The following is a 19,046-nucleotide window of genomic DNA, read 5'->3' as shown; positions in this document are numbered from 1 at the left end:
GCGTTCGGCTGGCAGCTGTGAGTTCGACGTGGCCGGTGGGTTCGCGATGGGCGGTGGGTTCGTGATGGCCAGTGGGTTCGCGATGGCCTGTGCGTTGGGTTATCGGGCTGCTTCGAGTGGCAGGTGGTTCTGAGTGGCCGGTGCGCATTCGGCCTCGCGGAGCGCGGCCGGTGCAGTGCCCGCGCTTTCGGTATTGCGTCCGCGGTGTCGATGGGGTCCGGGCCTGGGGTTTCGTGGTGGGTTTCGGGTGGCCGACGCGTTGCCGGGGCTGGGGGTTTGGAGTAAGCCCGGACTACCGTGAGATTGTGCGAATCGAGACGAGCGCCGGGCCCGCGGAGATCGAGCTCGACAAACCGCGCAAGGCGGCGTTTCTGCTGCTGCTCACGCACGGATCCGGTGGCGGTGTGGACGCGAAAGACCTGCTCGCGGTGCGGGACTGCGCCTATGAACTGGGTGGCGCGGTGGCGCGGGTGGTGCAGCCGTATCGGGTTGCCGGGCGGCGTGCGCCCGGGTCGGCGATCAAACAGGACGAGGCGTGGCTGGAGATCGTCGCCGACCTGCGTCGGCGGGTGCGGAAGGTGCCGCTGATCCAGGGCGGACGCAGCAATGGCGCCCGAGTCGCCTGCCGTACCGCCATCGACGCCGATGCCCGCGGGGTGCTCGCATTGTCGTTTCCGTTGCATCCGCCGGGTAAGCCGGAGAAGACTCGGCGCGAGGAACTGCTCGCCCCGGGCGATATCGAGGTCGTCGTGATCAATGGCGCGAACGACCCATTCGGCATCCCCGACCCCGCCGACGCTGCCGAGCTTCGCGTTATCCCTGGTCAGCCCCACTCTTTCCGATCCGGATTCGACATCATCGCGGAAACGGTCAAACCCTGGCTGGAGCGCTGGAGCTCGCCGGGCCGATAGCGGCCTGACCGGCGACCTCGGCCGGTTCCGGCACGTCGTGCTCGGCTCAGCTGTGTGCGGAGGGGGGCTCGATGGCCTGTGGAGGTGGGGCGGGTTTGGTGGCGACGACGAGGGCATCGATGGCGTCGCGTTCCTCGGTGGGGCGGTAGACGCGGTCGGCGATGCGGACGCGGATGCGGTCGGTGTCGGGGCCGAGATCGGCGATGATGTCGTCGGGGGTGAACAGGACCGAGGGGTCCTTCGGGCCGCCGAAGCCGTCGGTGAGATTGGTGCTGTCGTGGCCGAGGATCAGCAGAGTGCCCCCTGGGGCGAGCAGGTCGGGGAGGCGGTGGACGAGCGGGCGGCGGTGTTCGGCGGACAGGTGCAGGAAGACCATCAGCACCAGTTCGTATGGACCGCTGATGCCCGCGGCATCCAGATCGGTGACATCCGCGCACTGCCAGCTGATGCGGCCGCGAACCGAACGGGACAATCGCGTCGCGATGGTGCGGCCCTTATCGACTCCCACCTGTGAATAGTCGACGGCATGCACCTGCCACCCGTGCGTGGCCAGCCACAAGGCGTTACGACCTTCGCCGCACGCGAGGTCCAGCGCGCGCGGGAGACCGGGCGCCTCGCCATCGGGCACGTCCGGCATCAGCGGAGCAACCCGCTCCAGCCCGTACACATGCTCCACCACGGTGCTGTTCGGCGGTGCGCCCCACACCAATTCGCTCTGCGCATACCGCGTATCCCAATCGGTCGCGTCCATACCCGCGATTCTATTGACCCCGCGCACCCAGCCACCCCCTCGCACGCGGCTGATGGGTGTTGACTTCTCGAAGTTGGATCTTGGCTTTCGGCCTCGAGATTCTGCCGTTTCAGATCGTCGGCGGTTGTGCTGTTCGTTGTTGCGGTGAAAGGTCGAATCGTTCGGCGAATTCCGACATCTGGTCGTGTTGCTGCGCGGGGTCGGCACCGGCGAAGCCAACGACGATCCGATCCACACCGTGCTCGGCGAATTCCTCGACGCGTTCGGGGGATAGGTCGGCTGATCCCCAGCGGGTGTACTCGATTTCGGCAGGATCACGTCCTGCATCGGTGGCGGTCTTGCGGGCCAGTTCGATCTGCCGGTCACGTTCGTGTTCGGTCAGCATGCCGCCGGCGAAATAGCCGTCACCACGTCGTCCGGCGCGCTGGGCTGCCGCCGCGCTGGAGCCCCCGATGTGGATGGGTAGCGCGGTCGTTTGGTGCGGTTTGGGATAACTGCACAGGTTGTCGAAGGCGAAGAACTCGCCGTGGTGGCTGACGCCGTCCGGGCCGCCCGACCACAGCAGGCGCAGCACATCGATGGCCTCGTCCGCGCGGCGGCCACGGCTGCGGAAATCGACGCCCATCGCGTGGGCTTCTCCGGGCAAGGCGCCGAGGCCGACGGTGAGGAGCCGCATCCTGCCTCGGGACAGCACGTCGACGGTTGCCAGCCGCTTGGCCAGGACCACCGGATGCCGATACGGCAGTAGTAGCACACCGGTACCGAGCAGAATCCGATGTGTGGCCGCGGCGACGAAGCTCAGGCAATCCAACGGATCGAAATACGGCAATGTGGGCGGCAGCTCGCCCACGCCGTAGTCAGCGCCGGGATACAGCGCGATATGGTCCTGGACATACAGGGCCTCGAACCCGAGGTTTTCCGCGTGCTGGGCGAACGCTACGAGGCGATCGGGATCGGTGCCGTTGAACGCCGTGCCGTAGCTGGTCGCAAACCGCATTTATGAGAATCCTTCCTGGTACGGATGGGAAGCCGGTCATTGCCGTGCGGGCTCGACCGTAGAAAACAGTGCTAGAGGGAGAATTCACACTTCGGGGCCGGGCCGGCCACGGCGTTGATTCGCGCGCTCACATGTAGCCGCGCAGCGGAGAGCCGGTCGATCGCGTCGTCGATCTCGGCGAGCTTGCGCCGCAGGGACTCGACCGATTCCGGGCATTCGTCGGCGGACCGGTGGCCGTTGCGTAAGCAGGTGACGAACGGGCGGGCATCGGCCAGGTCGAAACCCAACTCCAGCAATGCCCGGATTTTCCGCACGATCTCGAGCTCGTGCTCGTCGTAGACGCGGTAACCGTTGGCCGACCGGTCGGGCTGCACGAGTCCGTGCTGCTCGTAGTAGCGCACCGTGCGTGTACTCGTGCCAGCGCGCTCGGCCAGCTCTCCGATCAGCATGTGATCCTCCTCTCGAGACCGCTGCGGCAACCGTAAACCTTGTCGCCGACGTCAAGGCAATACCGCAAACCCACATCCACCCCCCTCGGCTCCGCTCTGCCCCGCGCGCGCAACCATCGCGCCACCGCTTCCTACTGTGGAAGCGCCGCAACACCTTCGGTTCGTCGCCAGCCCTAGGCGCTGGCTTCCGGCAGCCAGTGCACCGGGGAGGTTTCGCGGATGTGGATGAGTACGTCGAATGCGTCGATGAGGGATCGGACCGGGGTGTGGGCGGTGGCGTCTTTGGCGGGGTCGTAGATGCCGCTGATCGTGCGCAGTTTCGCGGGGCGGTGTAGCCACTGCCGAACCGAGTCCGGGGCGGTGTTGTGCAGATCCAGGTAGTAGGCGGGCAGATCCAGTTCGCCCAGGGTGGCGTCGATGAGGTCCGGTAGTGGTTCCGGTGCCACCGCCATGCCGAGATCTCCGTGATGGAAGCCGATGGCCACCGATGCATAGTGCGCGCCGAAGTGTGCGCGCAAATAGCTACCGGCGCCACGGAATTCGGACGTTTCGGCTGGGCCGTCCCCGAGCGGGAGGGCGGCGGTGTGGCCGATACCGTCCCAATAGGCGATCTTCGCGCCGGTGCTGCGCTGCCATTCGATGACCCGATCCGCCGCGGGTCGCTCATCGCGTGCGAAACCGCCCTGTCCGGCAACGCTTTTCTCGTGGAAATCGACGATAAGTCGCAAATGCGTCAGTGCTTTGTCGAATTCCTTTGTCGTAGGAAGTTTTTCGAATATTGCGAGGGCAGCACGTGCGTCATCGATGAACGGGCGGCCCGGATGAATTCCTTGATGGCGCTGCACATGTTCATCAACTCGGTGTGCAGTGCGAATCGGGGTGAGGTGAGATTCGATGGCAGCCAAGTGATCCGGCGCATGCTGGCGCAGGTAATCCAGCACCACCTCGTAGTCCGATGATTCCGCGCGCAGCGGCTCGACGCCGAAGATCCGGACCGGATCGTCGGGGTGCTCCTGGTTGAATGCACGAATCCAGAACAGCGCGGCCGCCATTTCGGCCGTCCGGTTCGGCCGCCACGCACCGGCGAGCACCGATGCTGGATCCCTCACGCCAACACGCACATAGGCGTCGAGCCGCTCGCCGGAGCGCGCACTGTCCTGCACCGCGAGCGCCCGATACCCGTATTCCTCGACCAGCACCCGGAATACACGCTCGCGCACTCCGCAGGTCTGCCGGGAGAACCGGGTCGATTCACCGAGGCCTACCACGGTCGCCGATCCGAGCCGATCGATGAGCGGCGCGAGATCACGGCCGGTGCCGTTCGCTTCGGTATCGGAGATCGGCCGCGCATTCGCTCGCAGCCATGCCCGCAAATCCGCTGCGGCGGTGACTGATTCGCTGGTTGCGGTGGTGCTGCCCATGATTTCTCCCGAAGCTCGACGATCCGATGCGATCAGCTTCATACCTGAAGTGATCTTTAGGTCAACTCGAGCTCGAAAAGATCGACGGGGCACGGCCGCCGATACTGCGGCCATGCCCCGTCGATCCGGTGAATTCAGAGCGCTGTGCGCATCAAAATCACGTTGTACTGCGAATGCACCGTCGTCAGGAAGTACAGATCACGCCCGGTCTGATAGGGGAAGATCGACGGCGCGTACGCGCTCGGCAGCTCCCGCGTATCGATCAGCACCTCGGGATCGCTCCATGGCCCCTGCGGCGCGGCGGCCCGCCGCATAACCACGGAATTGAACGGATCGGTGGTCAGCGAGACGAACTGACCGAGGTACTCGTTGTACATCACCGACAGCTCGCCGACGCCACCCATGATGGGCGCCGCCGCATCGACGTCGCCCTTCTTGCTCCAGTGCTCGCCGTCCCAGTATTCGTATTCGCCCAGGTTCGCGATATCGCCATCGCGCACCCGCGCGACATACGCCGCCCGATTGCGCCCGGATTGGGTGCCGTACTCGTAGACGTACCCGGCGTTCTCGAGGAACGCGTTCATCTGGAAATTGGCATTGGCGCCCTCATTCGGACGCCGCGTGTTGGTCAGATCGGCCCAGGTCTCCCCATTGTCACCGGAGGCGGCGAGCCCGGAGAAGTTGGTGGTCCACTGGCCGACATCGTCCCAGGTCCGCACCGACATCATGCTCATGAACTGAACGCCGTTGACCGAAATGCCCGCGGTCGGGATGCGGCTGATCTCCACGAATGGGATCTTCGGACTGGGGATCAGGTCCCGCGCCTGGCCGAAGATATCGCGCACGACGCTGTCGAAGTAGATGCCATTGGACGGATCGTGGGTGTGGCTGCGCACCAGAATATTGCTGCGCCAGGCCCAGGTGCTGCCAGCCAGCAGATTCGGCAGGCCGAGCCCGGCGGTATCACCGAATGCGGTCAGCATCTCACCGTCGCCGTTGTCCCACATGATGCCGAGGTCGGTGCCGAGCACGTTATAGCTCTGGGTGTTGTTCGGGCTGGCCAGTCCGGTCATCTGGAATACCGCCCTGGCGCGCCCGCCCAGGTTGGGCAGACCGCTGCTGCCGTTGAGGACCGGGATCGGATTGATCGCGTTCGGGTTTGCCGAGGCAGGGGTAGTCGCTATGAGGAGCAAGGCCGATGCTCCTGCCAATGCCGAGAGCAAGGCGGATGCGGACTTGTTCAAAGTCTCTGAGCCCTCCGGTTTCTGGCCGAAGCGGCGCGATACGCAGTACCTACCGTGTGTGTCGCGCCACATTTCGGCGGGCTGGCAAATCGTTCAAGATATTAACAGTGAAACCGGTGAAATTTGTGGCTTGTGTCACTTGTAGTGAAAGTTGTGAATACCCCGGTATCTAAGTTGCTGAAGATTTGCTACGAGATAAGGCCAGTCGCAGGATCAATGGCAGCTGGGTCGCCCGTTCGATCGCGAAGGTGCGCCGGGCCGATGCATGCCAGGAGCGATCGAAGAGTTGTTTGGCTCCCGCGACCGCGTGCGGGGAGCGGGTCGCGATGCGGTTGGCGAGTTGCTTCGCCGCCGCGACCGGGTCCGCGGTCACCTCGGTGATCAGACCGATGCGCGCGGCGTAGGCGGCGTCGACGGTATCGGCGGTCATGGTCAGCAGCAGGGCCTGGTCGACGCCGATCAGGCGGGACAGCGTCGCCGCGCCGGTCATATCCGGGACCAGGCCGTGCTTGGCCTCCATGACCGAGAACTCCGCGTCGGGGGTCGCAAACCGGATGTCGGCGGCCAGTGCGATCTGCAGTCCGCCGCCGAAGCAGCGGCCGTGCACCGCGGCGATCACCGGCATGGGCAGTCGACGCCACGCCCAGCACGCCTCCTGGAAGGTGTTGGTGCCGCGCCAGGGCAGTGGGATGAAGTTGCGCACGACGGTGAGTGGATTGCTGGTCGCCTCGGCGACATCGAGTCCGCTGCTGAAACTCGGGCCGTTGCCGGACAGGATGACCGCGCGGACGTCCTTGCGACCGGCGATGGTATGCGCGGTCGTGACGAGGTCGCGCAGCATGTCGATGGTGAGGCCGTTGTGCTTGTCCGGCCGGTTCAGCGTGACGTAGGCGCGATCGCCGTCGAACTGCAGCGCGATGTCAGAGCACATTCTGCAGATCTTACTCGTGAGTCAGTTCGTGTCGAGGACATTGCCCGAACACCTGCGCTCTGTTCTAATCGAACGCAAGTTACCGTCAATGCTGACGGTAAAGAGTGGAGGGATGATGCTGCCACCCGGATTGGATCCGCGAACGCCGGTGCTCGTCGGCGTCGGACAGGTCGTGCACCGCAGCGGTGAGCCGGGACTGCCCGGACCCGTCGAACTCGCCACCGAATCCCTGCGCCGCGCGGGCGCGGACAGCGGTGCCGGCGACCGGCTCTTGCGATCGGCCGATCTGATCGCCGCCGCGGCCCCGGTCAGCAGGCCATATCCGGACCTCGGCGCGCTGGTCGCCGCGGAACTGGGCGCTGCGCCGAGGCGCACCCTGCAATCGGTGCGATTCGGCGGTGACGCACCGCAGCGACTGGTCAATACCGTCGCGCAGGCCATTGCCGACGGACGCTGCGAGGTCGCGCTGATCACCGGGGCCGAATCGGTCGCGTCCTGGAATGCGGCTACCCGCACCGGCGCCGCGCTCGATTGGCCCGAACAGGCCGAGGATGTGCGGCCGACCGAGATCATCGGCACCGACCGCGGACCCAATACCGAGATGGAGACCGCGGCGGGGCTGTGGGGTCCGGTCTACTTCTACGCGCTGATGGAGACCGCGCTGCGCGGGCGGCTCGGTCTGAGTGAGACCGCGCATCGGGAGCGGATCGGCGGACTGTGGTCGCGGCTCTCGGCGGTGGCCGCGCGGAATCCGTACGCGTGGCAGCCGAGCGCGCAATCCGTCGACGGGGTGCTGACGCCGACGCGCGCGAACCGCATGGTGTCGACGCCGTATCCGAAGCTGCTCGTCGCGAACCTATCGGTGGACCAAGGCGCGGGACTCATCCTGTGCAGTGCGGCGGCGGCCGATGCGGCGGGCGTGCCGCGGGACCGCTGGGTCTTTCCGCATGGCGGCGCCACCGCCACCGACGAGTGGTTCGTTTCCGAACGCGCGGATATGTCCACCTCACCCGCCATTGCCGCGGCCGGGCGGGCCGCGCTGTCCGGTGCGGGGATCGACATCGACGAGGTCGCGCATATCGATCTGTACTCCTGCTTCCCGGTCGCGGTGCAGGTCGCGGCCGAGGCGCTCGGTCTGCCGATCGACGATCCGGCGCGGCCGCTGTCGGTCACCGGCGGGCTCACCTTCGCGGGCGGTCCAGGCAATAACTACGCGACGCATTCGATCGCGACACTGGCCGGTCGGCTGCGCGCGGACCCGTCGGCCTACGGCTTGGTGAGCGCACTCGGCTGGTACATCACCAAACACGGTATCGGCGTCTACTCGGCGCGACCGCCCGCGCGACTCTTCCGCGCCGTCGAAGCGGAAGTGCCTGCGGCACGGCGTGATACGGCTCCGGGCTATACCGGACCGGTCACCGTTGAGGCGTACACGGTCGCCTATCGCAAGGGCCCCGCGCCCGACCATGCCGACGAACCCGAGGCCGTGGTGATCAGCGCACTGACACCGGCCGGTGCCCGCATACTGGTCCGGGCGTCCGATGCCGACACCATCGCGGCGTTCACCGATGGCGACCCGATCGGCGCGAGCGCCGATGTGGCCGCCGCCAATAGGCTCACCCTGCTCACCACCGAGAGGACCGTCCAATGAGTACAGCAGCGCAAGGTGATTCCGTCAGCGGTGGGTCCGACCTGGTACTGGTCGAACGCCGCGATGCGATCACCGTGCTGACGGTCAACCGTCCGGACGCCCGCAACGCCATCAACCTCGCCACCGCACAGGCCATCGAGGCCGCCGTCGACGAATTCGAGGCCGACCCTGCCACGCGCGTGCTTGTGCTCACCGGTGCGGGCGGAACCTTCAGTGCCGGAATGGATCTCGTCGCCGCATCGAAGGGCGAGATGCCGATGACCGTCAACCGCGGCCCGCTCGGCATCGCGGCGAAACCACCTGCCAAGCCGATGATTTCGGCCGTCGAGGGCTTTGCGCTCGCCGGTGGTTTCGAGCTCGCGCTCGCCGGTGATCTCATCGTCGCCGCGAGCAACGCCCAGTTCGGCATTCCGGAGGTGAAGCGCGGCCTGGTTGCCGCGGGCGGCGGTGTGCTGCGGCTGACCCAGCGGCTGCCGCGTCCCATTGCCGCGGAGCTGGCGCTCACCGGCGGGCGCATCAACGCCGAACGGCTCTACCAGCTCGGCCTGATCAACCGGATCACCGAACCCGGAGGCGCGCTGGCGGGTGCGTTGGCCCTGGCGGCCGAAATCGTTGCGGCCGCGCCGCTTGCGGTGGCCGCGAGTAAGCGCATTATCGACGAGTCGCCGGATTGGTCGGTTGCCGAGGGCTTCGCGAAGCAGGGCGAAATCGCCTTGCCCGCACTGTTCTCCAAGGATGCCGCCGAGGGTGCGCTGGCCTTCGCGCAGAAGCGCGAACCCCAGTGGCAGGGACAGTGACCAATCGAATTCAGCGTCGCGGAGCGACTCCATGAGGGGTGGTGGCCGGGTGACGGGTGGGCATTCAGCGTCGCGGAGCGACTCCATGAGGGGTGGTGGCCGGGAGACGGGTGGGCGTTCAGCGCCGCGCGGCGACTCCACCCAGGGGGGTGGCCGGGCGACGGACGGCCTCGAACGCGTTCGGGAGACGCAGGCGCAGCGCCGCTCGCGCATGCGCACGCGGCTGCTGGACGCGGCGGTGGACAGTCTGGTCGAGGTCGGTTACGCGGGCACCACCACGCTCGAAGTGCAGAAGCGGGCCGGGGTGCCGCGCGGCACCCTCCAGCACCACTTCCCGACCAGGGCGGATCTGCTCGCCGGTGCCGTCGAACATCTTGCCGAGCGCCGATTCGCCCAGCTGACACGGGAATTCGAGGGCATCCCGGCCGAAGCGGACCGGCTCGAAACGGCCGTCGAGCTGACCATGCGCATGTTCACCGGGCCGACATTCTGGGCGGCACTGGAGATGTGGGTCGCCGCGCGCACCGATCCCGAACTGCTGGCGGCATTCCTGCCGCTGGAACATCGACTGTTCGATCTGATGCACAACAGCATTCGCGACATCTTCCGTCAGGAGTTTCCCGACGATCCGCGGGTGCCGACCATTACCGAATTCACCATCGAGATCATGACCGGGCTCGCCCTGCGGGTCCTGCTGACCGGTGACCTCGACCGCAACCGAATCCTGCAGCACCGCTGGCGAAATGCGGTGCGCATCCTGCTCGGCACGGCCGATCCGGCCACCCTGACCGAGCCGCGACCGGTCAGGGATGCGGACTGATCGTGTCCAGCAGAACCTTCGCGCATCCGGCCGGATCGTCGAAGAACGGGGTGTGGCCGCTGCCGTGCAGGGTGATGTGGCGGGCGTTCGGGAGTACGGTGCGTGCGCGCGAGCTCTGGGTGGCGTAGGTGAGCAGGATATCGCGGTTGCCCCAGGCGATGGTGACGGGAATATCTGTCAGCGCGCCGATTTCGTGCAGCTTCGCATCGGTGAAGGAGGCGAGGGCGGGTTCGAAGCCGGGTGCGTCGACGCCGCCGCGCGCGGTGTCGATGGCCACCTGCGTATCGATCGCCCACGGCTTGCCGAAGATCAGGGTGAGGAAGGCCGTGCGGCCTGCGGCGGTGCCCAGGACGGCCGACCAGATCGGGCGCAGCGCACGCGCGAGCTGGCGGGACTTGCCGAGTGACTGCTGGCACCACACGCGGCCCGGGGTGTCCCAGAATCCGATCGGGGAGTAGGCCGTGATCGAGCGGGCCAGCCCACGCGCGCCGAGGTTCAGCGCGATGAGCCCGCCCATCGAATTGCCGGCCAGATGCGGCCGCTCGATGCCCTGTTCGGTGAGGAACTCGAGCAGCGCCTCGGTGAGAGTGTCAACGGTGGTGTGCGCGATCGGTGCCGAACCCCCGAAGCCGGGCAGATCGACGGCGATGACATCGAAGGATTTGGCGAGGGTGTCGATGATCGGCTCCCACACCTGCCACCGGCTGCCGACCCCGTGTACCAGCACCAGTGGTTCGCCCGCGCCGACCCGATGGTGGTTCAACGTCGTCATATTGCGACGGTAACAGCCGTGACGGGTCGTCGGACCGAGATTTCCGGCCAGCACCCCGACCGGATTTCCGCTGGCAGCCGGCCGAAACGTGGGTACGATAAATGGTATGGCAACGCGTAAGGTCACCCTTTCGCTGGACGAGGCGTCCTGGGCCTTCGCCGAACAGGCGGCGGCTCGCGCGGGGATGTCGCCTTCGGCGTGGATATCCAAGGCCGCGCGTCGCGAAGCCGTACGGACCGGTGTCGGTCCGGTGCGCGATGTGACGGCTCAGGCCGCGGCGGACGAGGCGGAGCTGACCGCCGCCGAGGAGGAGATGCGTGCGCAGGGGTGAACTGTGGATTTATCACCCACACGGTTCGCCGCGGCGCCGCACCGTCGTGCTCATCAGCAGCGATGGCATCAACGAATCACCGAGACAGTGGCTGATCGCCGCCGAGGTCGTCGACGAGGATCCGCAGGACATCCTGGCCGTACCCGTCGAGCGGCACGGGTGGGTGCACGCCGGGAATATCGGCCGCATCTATCGCGGCTGGCTGGCCGAGCCCATCGATGAAATGGAATCGGATGCGCTGGAACGGTTGGATACTGCGTTGCGTGCGGCCATGGATCTTTGACCCTGCTCGGCCGATCCGGTTGTCGAGTGTGTCTCCGGACTGGGAAGTCGCTCGCTCGGCTACCGCCACGCGCCGTACGGCATTATCGTTGCGGCGCCACGCGGTGGCCGTCACATGTGCAGACTGAACTGAGAAGAGGAATCAGGTGCGGACCTTCCTTATCGCCGCAGCGTTCGTCGCGCTGCCGGTATTGGCGGCGTGCGGTAACGACAAGGCCGCGGACCAGCCCGCGGTAACCCAGGCCGACCTCGCCAAGTCGCTACAGGACAAGGGCCTCAAGAACAAGGCGCTGGCCGATTGCGCCGCGAAGCTCTATGTGGACCAGGGCATTTCGCAAGAGGGCCTGCGCAAGATGATCAGTGACGAATACGATGCCAAGGCCGCCGACCCCAATAACTTCGGCATGAGCCAGTCGGATGCCGATAAGGCCCGCGAGGCCAATTCCAAGATCTTCACCGAATGCCGCGGGAGTTGAGCTGATCACTGCGCGGTCGTGTCAGTCCGTCAGTGTGACGGGCTCCCGCGGTGGCCCGGCGACCAGCAGATCTGCCAGTAGTGAGTGCAGGTCGCCGGGTACCAGCCGGTCATCGGTCGTGTTCAGCTCGGCCGAGGTCCACCAGTGGTGGCCGGTGATCGAGCCGCGCTCCTGCGCAGTGAAACCCGTTGTGTCGATGTCGAAACCGATGACGCGGGCGAGAAAGTAGTGCTCCTGCCAGTCGTAGTCGACGCCGTTGCGCGCGACGGTCAGGTGACGGCGCCACACCTCGGGGCCGAGTTGGAATTCGGCTAGACCGGTCTCCTCGCGCGCTTCGCGGGCCGCTGTCTGCGCCAGTGTCTCGCCCGGCTCGCGAGCGCCGCCGACCGTGAACCAGAAGGTGTGGCCGTCGGATTCGTCGGTGCTGGACAACAGCAGTAGGCGGTCTCGTTCGTCGAGTAGGACCAGTCGGACGGAGATACGCGGAATCTGTTCGGCCTGTCCGGATTTCGAGTGCACGGGCGGTCCTCTCGACGGTCAGGCGACGATGGTCAGGTCGATGTGTGCTGGCGAGCCTGCGGTCAGGGCCTCGGCAATTCGGATCGCCTTTTTGAGGGGGAGTACGTAGGTGGCTCGGGATTTATCGGGGAACAGTGAGGTGGACCAGCGGCTGGTGCCGATGGTCACCTCGACTTTCACCGAGCCGAAACCGGTGGCACGAGGTGCGTACTTTTCCTCGATCTCATCCGCGATCGCCTCGGGTACATCGATGAAATGCCATGCGCCCTGGCCATGGTGTTCCCATACCTCCGCCGTGAAGGAGTATCGCGCGCCGGTCACTCCGTGACTGTAGCGATGCGCACCGACATCGTTGGCGGCCCTGGTCAAGCGGCTGGGCAGTGCGTCGAGGGGGCTGGGACGGTGAGATCGATGAGGTAGCGGTCGGCGGCGGAGGTGGTGCAGGGGGTGCGGCTGTAGATGCCATGGCCCCAGCCGTCGTAGGTGAGCAGGGTGGTGTCGGGGGTTTGGGCGGCTACCCGGGTTGCCCATTCGAGTGGGGTGGCGGGGTCGTGCCGACCGTTGAGGATGAGGATCGGCGGGGTGCCCTCGGTGCGCGGGCGGTGTGGGAGGTTCTGCGGCGGGGTCGGCCAGCCGGAGCAGAGAGCGCCTGCGGCCCAGGCGAAATGGGCGCGCAGCGTGGGGGCGTTGCTGTTCTGCTCATGCCACTGCTGGGTCCAGTCATCCTGATCGGCGATGTCGAACTTCCAGTCCGTACAGACGATTGTCTCCGGGGCTGGTGTCGGCTCGCCCGATCGCTGGGGTGCGGCAGGCTGGGGCGAGGCTGGTGGCTGGGCAGTGAGGGCCTGTAGATCGGCGGTCAGACCGGCCCAATCAGGGCTGAATAGCCGTTGTGTCACTTTGGTGCTCAGATCCATCGGGTCGAGCACCCGCTCCGGCTTGGCGAGGTCGCGCAGTTCCCCACGCCCTGCCCTGGCGAAGAGCTCACCGTAGACTCGGTGCACGTCCGTGCCGTGCAGCGCGCACGTCACGTCGCGTTCGCACCACGCCGCGTATTCCTCGAAGGTGTCCTGGCCCGCACGCGCTGAGGATGCGAAGAAACCGCGTCCGTCGAGGCTGTGGTCATCCACGCTGTCCAGCAGCGACGCCCGCAGCCGCCGCGGGAATAATTCCGCGTACGCCTGCGCGGCCATGGTCCCGTACGACCGGCCGTAGAGGCTCAGCTGATCCACCCCGAGCGCGACCCGCAGTGCCTCCACGTCACGCGCGACGCTGACGGCATCGAGATGATCGACCAGCGGCCCGGTATGTTCCCGACAGCTCGCCGCGAGATCCCTTGCATAGGAACGAACTTCGTCGATCCGACCGCCGAGATCCGGCACCATATTCGGCCGATGCCCAACAAGCCCGGCATCACAGCGCAGCGGATGGCTGCGCTTCACCCCACGCGGATCGAGGCTGATGATGTCGAATCGTGCCCGCAGTTCGGGCGAAAACTTCCCGCCCTTCAAGATGTCGTCCACACCGGAGCCCCCGGGCCCGCCGGGCAGCGAAACCAGCGTCCCCAGCTTCCGCCCCGGATCATCGGCCTTGTCCCGTACCACGGCGATATCGATCGTCGCGCCATCCGCGCTGCCCCAATCGATCGGCACAGTGACTGTCGCACAGGCGAATTCGGCATTCTCCTGACAGGGCCGCCAGTCCAGGCTCGATGTCCGACTCGATGCGGAGGTACAGCCGACCAAAGCGGCCGGTATCAGCGCGGCCGCCAGGGCAGCGCAGAGCACAGTGCGGAAAACCATGACGCGATCCTCACCGCGCCGCCCGCCCGCCCACATCCCTCCAGCGAGCCATCCCCCGCTCACACCCCAGTACTGGACCGGAACCCCTGCGAATGCCCAGCACAGATTTCGGCGATTCGGATACGGCTTACTCGGGCCACCCCGAATGGCCGAATCTGTAGGCGCAGCCGGGAATTCGCCGAGGACGCGCGGAAGACCAGCACTGCTGGGAAGCCGATGATCGTCGGCCCGGAATGAGCGCCACCCATCCGACAGTGGCCTATCTGATCGAGTAGACGAGCAGGCGTTGTCGGCGGCCGTGGTAGGCAGTGGAGCGGGCGGCACTGGCACGGTGGTCGAGCTTGCCCGTGAGCGTGGTGCCGATCGAGATCGTCTGCCGGACGGCGCTGCGCGGGAATGAACGCCAGGTCTCGTCGGCCGGTTAACTCGGTCGACTCGGAGCGGGCTGGGGAGTCGATGGTGGTCATCGCCAACCTATGCGGTGTCGCGAGAACGCTTGCGGCGCTTACGGGTAACTCGTCAGCAGCACCAAAAGTGCCTGGTGTCAGCGGATTTGCGCCAGGGCACCATCGAGGCACAGAGGGTGCAGTTACCCTTCTGGCTACCGAGGTGATCAGAGTGAATGCCCTGGTCAGGGCTGAATATCTGGTTTGAGCCGATGACGGGAATCGAACCCGCGCTGTCTGCTTGGGAAGCAGAAGTTCTGCCATTGAACTACATCGGCGTGCGTGTGAACGCGATCGCGAGCCTACCAGACCAGGCGCTATGCGGTGCAAGTCCTCGGGTGTCGGCCCTGGCACCAGGCCCTGAACGGGCCAGGTCCTTATTTACTCCCTATTTTTAGATCTGACACCGCGACGTACTCCAGATACCCGCGGGTGTCCGGCCCCTGCTGGGCGGGGACCACGTAGTGACGGCGGATGGTTTCTCTCGAGGCATGCCCGAGCTGGGAGGCGGCCTTCTCGATATCTTGCTGGCCGATCTTGGAATCGGGCACCCGGCACGCGATCGCCGAACCGGACGCTTCGCCCCACCAGGATGGTTCAATCTGACCCAAAGAGCTTTCAGATCAGCGGCAAACTCCCAGCATCGGCAAGGCTCGGCAAGCGCGGGGCGTATCTCTGTGCTTAATTACCGTCATGTCCACCGTGCTGTGCCAGGAGTGAGTATGCCGCCCGAACAAATTCCGCCCGACGGTGCGGGCAACGGCACACCCACGTTGTACTTCGACCCGAGCACATTCCCGGCCACCGTCTCGGGCGTGGCCAGCGCTTGCGATCACATGTCCACCGTGGTGGCGGCGAATCCGAAGACGCCCGGCCACCCCCAGGGCGACTTCGGTACCGTCGGGCCGGCGTGGGTGGAATTCCACCAGGCCTGGGCCGACGAGGCCGTGTACGCCATGCGGGCGTTGGGAGAGCTGGTGGGGTTGCTCCCTGCGTCGAGCACCGATTACCAGCACGCCGACCACAGCGGCGGAGCAGCCATCACCCGCGACGCGAGCGGATTCGGCCACGGGTCGAACACCAACGGCGGGTCCGGACACGGTGACGGCAATTCTGGAAATTCGGCGACCCCTCCGGGACCCCGCCGCCTCGGGCACCGGCCGGACCTATGAGTTCGGACAGAGCCGCAGCCCTGCAGTTGGTGCTGGACCAGCTGGACCAGCTATCCGGCGCATACTGCACACCGTCGCACCTGAAAGGGCTGATCAAGGCTGCCCTGCTGGTTCCGGCGCCGGAGGGCAGCCCTGGCACGATCGACAATCAGGCGGCAACCTACAAGACGGCCGAGGACACCACCCGTAGCGCCGGGATGGACCTGATGCATGTGGTCTCGTCGGCGTTGCCCACGGCGTGGCGGGGCGCGGCGGCCGAAACCGCCGGGCAAGCGCTCGGCTCAGTGGCCTTTCAAGGCATGAGCATCATCAGCGGGTTTGCGGGCGGCCACAAGGCGCTGACCACGTGGGCAGGCAAACTGCGCGAGGCCCAGAAGCGCGACGGGGACGGCCGCAAGCAGTTGAATGAAGCCAACGACCTGGTGAAGTCGCTGCCCCCGGCCAACCCCCGCTTCGGGCCATTGCGGCCTCAGGGCTTGATGCAGGCTCTGGGACAGGCGAAATCAGGCTGTCGCGACATGCTCACCGCCGCAAACCTGGCCCACGACGCCGCAGACGACGCGATCAAAGCGCTGAAGCAGTCCGCCCTGGCGGCACGGGCACGCCAGATCACCGCCCCGGGGGTCGACCCGCTCAGCGCAGTCAGCCTGGCCTACACCGGAGATGGTGCCGCGACCGGCACCGACCCCGGCATTCTCAGTCCGACCGCGATGGCAAGAGCCTCCCAGCAACTCGCCACCATGTCGCCCGCCGACCGTGCGGCATTCGAGAAACTCGTGGCCGACGCGCAGTCGCCGCAGGAGGCCGCCTATCTCTGGAAAGCATTGGGCGCGGGCTACAACATCAGCCAGCTCGCCGCATTCGACCAGGTCATCCACCCGTTCGGGAACGACCTCCCCTGGTTGACCAAACATCTCAACCCCGAGGTCCACAATAACAACACCACTCCGGGATCGATGAACCAAAAGGTGTTGAGCTATGACGGCGTCGAGTTGGCACCGGAGGAACCCGGCGCGAACGTCCGTTTCTACCTCTACGGTCAGGGCAACTACAACGATTGCGTCGCCGCGTCGACCGTGGTGGCGAAACTGAGCGCCGATCCCGTGCAAATGCTGGGAGTTACAACCGGTCAGGGACCCGCCGCGGTCGCTGGCGACGCTGTCGGCAACGACAGCCTCGGCGCGGTGCACAACCGGTTGCAGAACCTCTACCTCCACAACTACGACGTCGGGCAGACCGCCGACGGTGTGGCCCACCCGAACACGACGAACGGCATCGCCGCCAAGGGCCAAGCGGCGCTCGACGGCTCTCTGCTCTCCCCTGCCACTGGCAGCACCTACCAGATCCAGTCGCTGGACGACCCGGCGGCGCGTCAAGCCGCCCTGCCCGGCATCCAGGCCGCGGCGAGCGCGGGCAAGCCGGTGCCGGTCGACGTATACGGTCAAGAACAAGTCGTGGACCGGTCGATTCCACACCACAGGCCGGAGATGTACTCCCAGAGGGTAAACCACCAGATGGTGATCGTCGGCGCCCACGACGACAAACTGGAGATCTACAACCCATGGGGCTACACCCAGTGGGTTACGACCCAACAGTTCGTCGATGGGCAGTTGGGCGCGCTCACCTCGGCAGACGGCTCTCCCGACGGCGGCCTGCCCAATCCCTATGAAGTCCAGGTGCCGAAATGAGCTGGCGCACGGGCCGCTCGAACGACGAGCTGCGCGGCCTCGACGTGCCCGCCGCGCTCGTGGCGGGCATGCCCGAACCGGGACCGGCTCGCCGAATCCTCTTCGCCGAGGCCGCCATCGCCGCATCACTGGCGGTCCAGGACCTCGGCGTCGGCCCGCATCCCGTGCGGTTCCTAGCTGGTTGCGTCCGCTCGCTCGGTCTCGACGGCGCGTTGCAGCTCCCGGAGCCGCTGATCGGCGACCAGCCCACCCGGCTGGTGCGGGAGTGGATGTCTGCTGCCCACACCGGCCCCGACCCCGACATCGCCCGCGACGACCTCTTCGCCCGCTGGCTCGAGGCGGTGGCCCTGCTGATCGAGGTGCGCCAGCAGGCGCTACACCCCGGCCAGCCGGGCGACCGAGGCGGTGGTGCACCGAGCGAGGGCGGCTAGACGAGTAGTGGTCTGCGCGGCTGCTCACCCTGCGGTGGCTGCGGAGCGTCTTCGAGCAGGCGCTACGCTCGTCGGCGTGCTGCTTTCCGATCGTGACATCCGTGCGGAGATCGCCGCTGGGCGTCTCGGCGTCGAGCCGCTGCTGGAAAATCTGATCCAGCCGTCGAGTATCGATGTGCGCCTGGACCGATTCTTCCGGGTATTCGACAACACCCGCTACACCCATATCGATCCCGCGCGACGCCAGGACGAGCTGACCAGCCTGGTCGAGCCCGACGATGGTGAGCCGTTTGTGCTGCATCCGGGCGAATTCGTGCTCGGTTCCACGCTCGAGGTGTGCACGCTGCCGAATGATCTGGCCGGTCGGCTGGAGGGCAAGTCGAGCCTCGGGCGGCTCGGTCTGCTCACCCACTCGACGGCGGGGTTCATCGACCCGGGCTTCAGCGGTCACATCACGCTGGAACTGTCGAACGTGGCGAACCTGCCGATCACCCTGTGGCCCGGTATGAAGATCGGCCAGCTGTGCCTGCTGCGCCTGACCAGCCCGGCCGAGCACCCGTACGGCAGCGCCACCGCGGGCTCGAAGTACCAGGGGCAACGCGGCCCGACCCCCTCCAGGTCCTACCTCAACTTCCCGCTGCCCACCTAGTACCAGGTTCCCGTGGGTCGGAAGTGGCGGCGCGTTGCGGCCGGAATCCACAGCAGCGCCAGCACGATCACCGACAGCGTCCAGCCCGCCAGCAGTGCCGTGTGGGCTCCGCTGGAGGAGAACAACATCCAGACCACGAACCGGCCGATGAACTGACCGCCGAGCAGGAACGAGATCGTGATGCGCGCCCAGTTCCGCCCGCGCACCACCGGCAGTATGAGCGCCGCATAGACCGGTCCGCTGATCAGGTGGAACACCGTGCCGACATGCCAACCGAACGGCGGCCACAACAGCACGATGATGTGATCGATCGCGTGGATGCCGATCCCGAGGGCGGCGATACGCACGGTTATCGGGGTCCCGGACATGTTCGGAAGGCTACGGAGTCAGCGCAGCACGGTATTGGATAAAACGGCCATGGGCGAAGGTGCCATTCGAATGACTCACGCGTCGGGCTGCCTCAGCAGTGCTGTCCGAGAGGATCGGTCCTGCGGGGAGGCAACTTT

The 19,046-nt window shown here is 66.4% G+C and carries 22 protein-coding genes and 1 tRNA gene; 11 read left to right on the top strand and 12 right to left on the bottom strand.

What is annotated here, in order from left to right; translation table 11 throughout:
* The first annotated feature begins 305 nt into the window (after positions 1–305).
* Positions 306–911 carry an alpha/beta family hydrolase gene (locus tag ABZ293_RS21345; protein WP_355183088.1) on the top strand — a complete coding sequence of 202 codons (606 nt, stop codon included), beginning with the start codon at positions 306–308 and terminating at the stop codon, positions 909–911.
* Between the two features lie 46 nt (positions 912–957).
* Here the strand turns inward: ABZ293_RS21345 and ABZ293_RS21340 are convergent, their stop codons facing one another.
* From ABZ293_RS21340 to ABZ293_RS21315, 6 genes are all read right to left on the bottom strand, one after another.
* Positions 958–1,662 (bottom strand): class I SAM-dependent methyltransferase, encoded by a 705-nt coding sequence (locus tag ABZ293_RS21340; protein WP_355183086.1) that lies wholly within the window; start codon positions 1,660–1,662, stop codon positions 958–960.
* A gap of 109 nt (positions 1,663–1,771) precedes the next feature.
* Complete coding sequence (locus ABZ293_RS21335; RefSeq protein ID WP_355183084.1) at positions 1,772–2,659, bottom strand: TIGR03619 family F420-dependent LLM class oxidoreductase; 888 nt, start codon at positions 2,657–2,659, stop codon at positions 1,772–1,774.
* Between the two features lie 71 nt (positions 2,660–2,730).
* Positions 2,731–3,108 (bottom strand): MerR family transcriptional regulator, encoded by a 378-nt coding sequence (locus tag ABZ293_RS21330; RefSeq protein ID WP_355183082.1) that lies wholly within the window; start codon positions 3,106–3,108, stop codon positions 2,731–2,733.
* Between the two features lie 173 nt (positions 3,109–3,281).
* Positions 3,282–4,529, bottom strand: coding sequence for an erythromycin esterase family protein (locus ABZ293_RS21325; protein ID WP_355183081.1), 1,248 nt, complete (start codon positions 4,527–4,529; stop codon positions 3,282–3,284).
* Positions 4,530–4,663: 134 nt separating this feature from the next.
* Positions 4,664–5,773: a DUF4185 domain-containing protein gene (locus tag ABZ293_RS21320; protein ID WP_355183079.1), complete on the bottom strand. Its 1,110-nt coding sequence runs from the start codon at positions 5,771–5,773 to the stop codon at positions 4,664–4,666.
* Between the two features lie 169 nt (positions 5,774–5,942).
* Complete coding sequence (locus tag ABZ293_RS21315; RefSeq protein WP_355183288.1) at positions 5,943–6,692, bottom strand: crotonase/enoyl-CoA hydratase family protein; 750 nt, start codon at positions 6,690–6,692, stop codon at positions 5,943–5,945.
* Between the two features lie 124 nt (positions 6,693–6,816).
* Here ABZ293_RS21315 and ABZ293_RS21310 point away from each other — a divergent pair, with 124 nt between their 5' ends.
* The 3 genes from ABZ293_RS21310 to ABZ293_RS21300 all read left to right on the top strand — a co-directional run bounded on the left by ABZ293_RS21310 (position 6,817) and on the right by ABZ293_RS21300 (position 9,972).
* Positions 6,817–8,355, top strand: a complete 1,539-nt coding sequence (locus tag ABZ293_RS21310; protein WP_355183077.1) for an acetyl-CoA acetyltransferase — start codon at positions 6,817–6,819, stop codon at positions 8,353–8,355.
* Positions 8,352–9,152 (top strand): crotonase/enoyl-CoA hydratase family protein, encoded by an 801-nt coding sequence (locus ABZ293_RS21305; protein ID WP_355183075.1) that lies wholly within the window; start codon positions 8,352–8,354, stop codon positions 9,150–9,152. Before ABZ293_RS21310 ends, ABZ293_RS21305 begins: the two co-directional genes overlap by 4 nt.
* Before the next feature lie 85 nt (positions 9,153–9,237).
* On the top strand, positions 9,238–9,972 hold the full coding sequence (locus ABZ293_RS21300) for a TetR/AcrR family transcriptional regulator (protein ID WP_355183073.1): 735 nt from the start codon (positions 9,238–9,240) through the stop codon (positions 9,970–9,972).
* Here the strand turns inward: ABZ293_RS21300 and ABZ293_RS21295 are convergent.
* Positions 9,956–10,744: an alpha/beta hydrolase gene (locus ABZ293_RS21295; protein ID WP_355183071.1), complete on the bottom strand. Its 789-nt coding sequence runs from the start codon at positions 10,742–10,744 to the stop codon at positions 9,956–9,958. The genes ABZ293_RS21300 and ABZ293_RS21295 overlap by 17 nt on opposite strands.
* Before the next feature lie 106 nt (positions 10,745–10,850).
* On the opposite strand from ABZ293_RS21295, the gene ABZ293_RS21290 reads away from it, so the two are divergent.
* The 3 genes from ABZ293_RS21290 (at position 10,851) to ABZ293_RS21280 (ending at position 11,833) form a co-directional block, all read left to right on the top strand.
* On the top strand, positions 10,851–11,075 hold the full coding sequence (locus tag ABZ293_RS21290) for a hypothetical protein (protein ID WP_354954856.1): 225 nt from the start codon (positions 10,851–10,853) through the stop codon (positions 11,073–11,075).
* A complete protein-coding gene (locus tag ABZ293_RS21285; protein ID WP_354954854.1) occupies positions 11,062–11,358 on the top strand; it encodes a hypothetical protein in 297 nt (98 codons plus the stop codon). The genes ABZ293_RS21290 and ABZ293_RS21285 overlap by 14 nt, the downstream gene beginning before the upstream one ends.
* Positions 11,359–11,503: 145 nt before the next feature.
* Positions 11,504–11,833 (top strand): hypothetical protein, encoded by a 330-nt coding sequence (locus ABZ293_RS21280; protein ID WP_355183069.1) that lies wholly within the window; start codon positions 11,504–11,506, stop codon positions 11,831–11,833.
* 21 nt (positions 11,834–11,854) lie between these two features.
* On the opposite strand, the gene ABZ293_RS21275 is transcribed toward ABZ293_RS21280, so the two are convergent.
* From ABZ293_RS21275 to ABZ293_RS21260, 4 genes are all read right to left on the bottom strand, one after another.
* Complete coding sequence (locus ABZ293_RS21275) at positions 11,855–12,352, bottom strand: NUDIX domain-containing protein (protein WP_355183067.1); 498 nt, start codon at positions 12,350–12,352, stop codon at positions 11,855–11,857.
* An 18-nt stretch (positions 12,353–12,370) separates the two neighbouring features.
* A complete protein-coding gene (locus ABZ293_RS21270; RefSeq protein WP_355183065.1) occupies positions 12,371–12,673 on the bottom strand; it encodes a DUF1905 domain-containing protein in 303 nt (100 codons plus the stop codon).
* Between the two features lie 44 nt (positions 12,674–12,717).
* Positions 12,718–14,154 (bottom strand): alpha/beta hydrolase, encoded by a 1,437-nt coding sequence (locus ABZ293_RS21265; protein WP_355183063.1) that lies wholly within the window; start codon positions 14,152–14,154, stop codon positions 12,718–12,720.
* A gap of 653 nt (positions 14,155–14,807) precedes the next feature.
* Positions 14,808–14,878 (bottom strand) — tRNA-Gly (locus ABZ293_RS21260).
* A 444-nt stretch (positions 14,879–15,322) separates the two neighbouring features.
* Here ABZ293_RS21260 and ABZ293_RS21255 point away from each other — a divergent pair.
* The 4 genes from ABZ293_RS21255 (at position 15,323) to dcd (ending at position 18,540) form a co-directional block, all read left to right on the top strand.
* A complete protein-coding gene (locus ABZ293_RS21255) occupies positions 15,323–15,772 on the top strand; it encodes a hypothetical protein (RefSeq protein ID WP_355183062.1) in 450 nt (149 codons plus the stop codon).
* Between the two features lie 29 nt (positions 15,773–15,801).
* On the top strand, positions 15,802–17,460 hold the full coding sequence (locus ABZ293_RS21250; protein WP_355183061.1) for a hypothetical protein: 1,659 nt from the start codon (positions 15,802–15,804) through the stop codon (positions 17,458–17,460).
* Complete coding sequence (locus ABZ293_RS21245) at positions 17,457–17,891, top strand: hypothetical protein (RefSeq protein WP_355183060.1); 435 nt, start codon at positions 17,457–17,459, stop codon at positions 17,889–17,891. Before ABZ293_RS21250 ends, ABZ293_RS21245 begins: the two co-directional genes overlap by 4 nt.
* A gap of 76 nt (positions 17,892–17,967) precedes the next feature.
* Positions 17,968–18,540 carry a dCTP deaminase gene (gene dcd / locus ABZ293_RS21240; RefSeq protein WP_355183058.1) on the top strand — a complete coding sequence of 191 codons (573 nt, stop codon included), beginning with the start codon at positions 17,968–17,970 and terminating at the stop codon, positions 18,538–18,540.
* Here dcd and ABZ293_RS21235 read toward each other — a convergent pair.
* Positions 18,537–18,908: a hypothetical protein gene (locus tag ABZ293_RS21235; RefSeq protein ID WP_355183056.1), complete on the bottom strand. Its 372-nt coding sequence runs from the start codon at positions 18,906–18,908 to the stop codon at positions 18,537–18,539. The genes dcd and ABZ293_RS21235 overlap by 4 nt on opposite strands.
* Between the last annotated feature and the right edge of the window lie 138 nt (positions 18,909–19,046).

Source organism: Nocardia sp. NPDC005998 (genome assembly GCF_040614395.1).
In the GTDB taxonomy this organism is placed as follows: Bacteria; Actinomycetota; Actinomycetes; order Mycobacteriales; family Mycobacteriaceae; genus Nocardia.
This window is presented reverse-complemented; position numbering and strand designations above follow the sequence as displayed.

Coding starts and splice junctions, on each gene's coding strand:
- ABZ293_RS21340 (WP_355183086.1), bottom strand. CDS start 1,662: ATGGACGCGACCGATTGGGATACGCGGTATGCGCAGAGCGAATTGGTG.
- ABZ293_RS21335 (WP_355183084.1), bottom strand. CDS start 2,659: ATGCGGTTTGCGACCAGCTACGGCACGGCGTTCAACGGCACCGATCCC.
- ABZ293_RS21330 (WP_355183082.1), bottom strand. CDS start 3,108: ATGCTGATCGGAGAGCTGGCCGAGCGCGCTGGCACGAGTACACGCACG.
- ABZ293_RS21325 (WP_355183081.1), bottom strand. CDS start 4,529: ATGGGCAGCACCACCGCAACCAGCGAATCAGTCACCGCCGCAGCGGAT.
- ABZ293_RS21310 (WP_355183077.1), top strand. CDS start 6,817: ATGATGCTGCCACCCGGATTGGATCCGCGAACGCCGGTGCTCGTCGGC.
- ABZ293_RS21305 (WP_355183075.1), top strand. CDS start 8,352: ATGAGTACAGCAGCGCAAGGTGATTCCGTCAGCGGTGGGTCCGACCTG.
- ABZ293_RS21300 (WP_355183073.1), top strand. CDS start 9,238: ATGAGGGGTGGTGGCCGGGAGACGGGTGGGCGTTCAGCGCCGCGCGGC.
- ABZ293_RS21295 (WP_355183071.1), bottom strand. CDS start 10,744: ATGACGACGTTGAACCACCATCGGGTCGGCGCGGGCGAACCACTGGTG.
- ABZ293_RS21290 (WP_354954856.1), top strand. CDS start 10,851: ATGGCAACGCGTAAGGTCACCCTTTCGCTGGACGAGGCGTCCTGGGCC.
- ABZ293_RS21265 (WP_355183063.1), bottom strand. CDS start 14,154: ATGGTTTTCCGCACTGTGCTCTGCGCTGCCCTGGCGGCCGCGCTGATA.
- ABZ293_RS21255 (WP_355183062.1), top strand. CDS start 15,323: ATGCCGCCCGAACAAATTCCGCCCGACGGTGCGGGCAACGGCACACCC.
- ABZ293_RS21245 (WP_355183060.1), top strand. CDS start 17,457: ATGAGCTGGCGCACGGGCCGCTCGAACGACGAGCTGCGCGGCCTCGAC.
- ABZ293_RS21235 (WP_355183056.1), bottom strand. CDS start 18,908: ATGTCCGGGACCCCGATAACCGTGCGTATCGCCGCCCTCGGGATCGGC.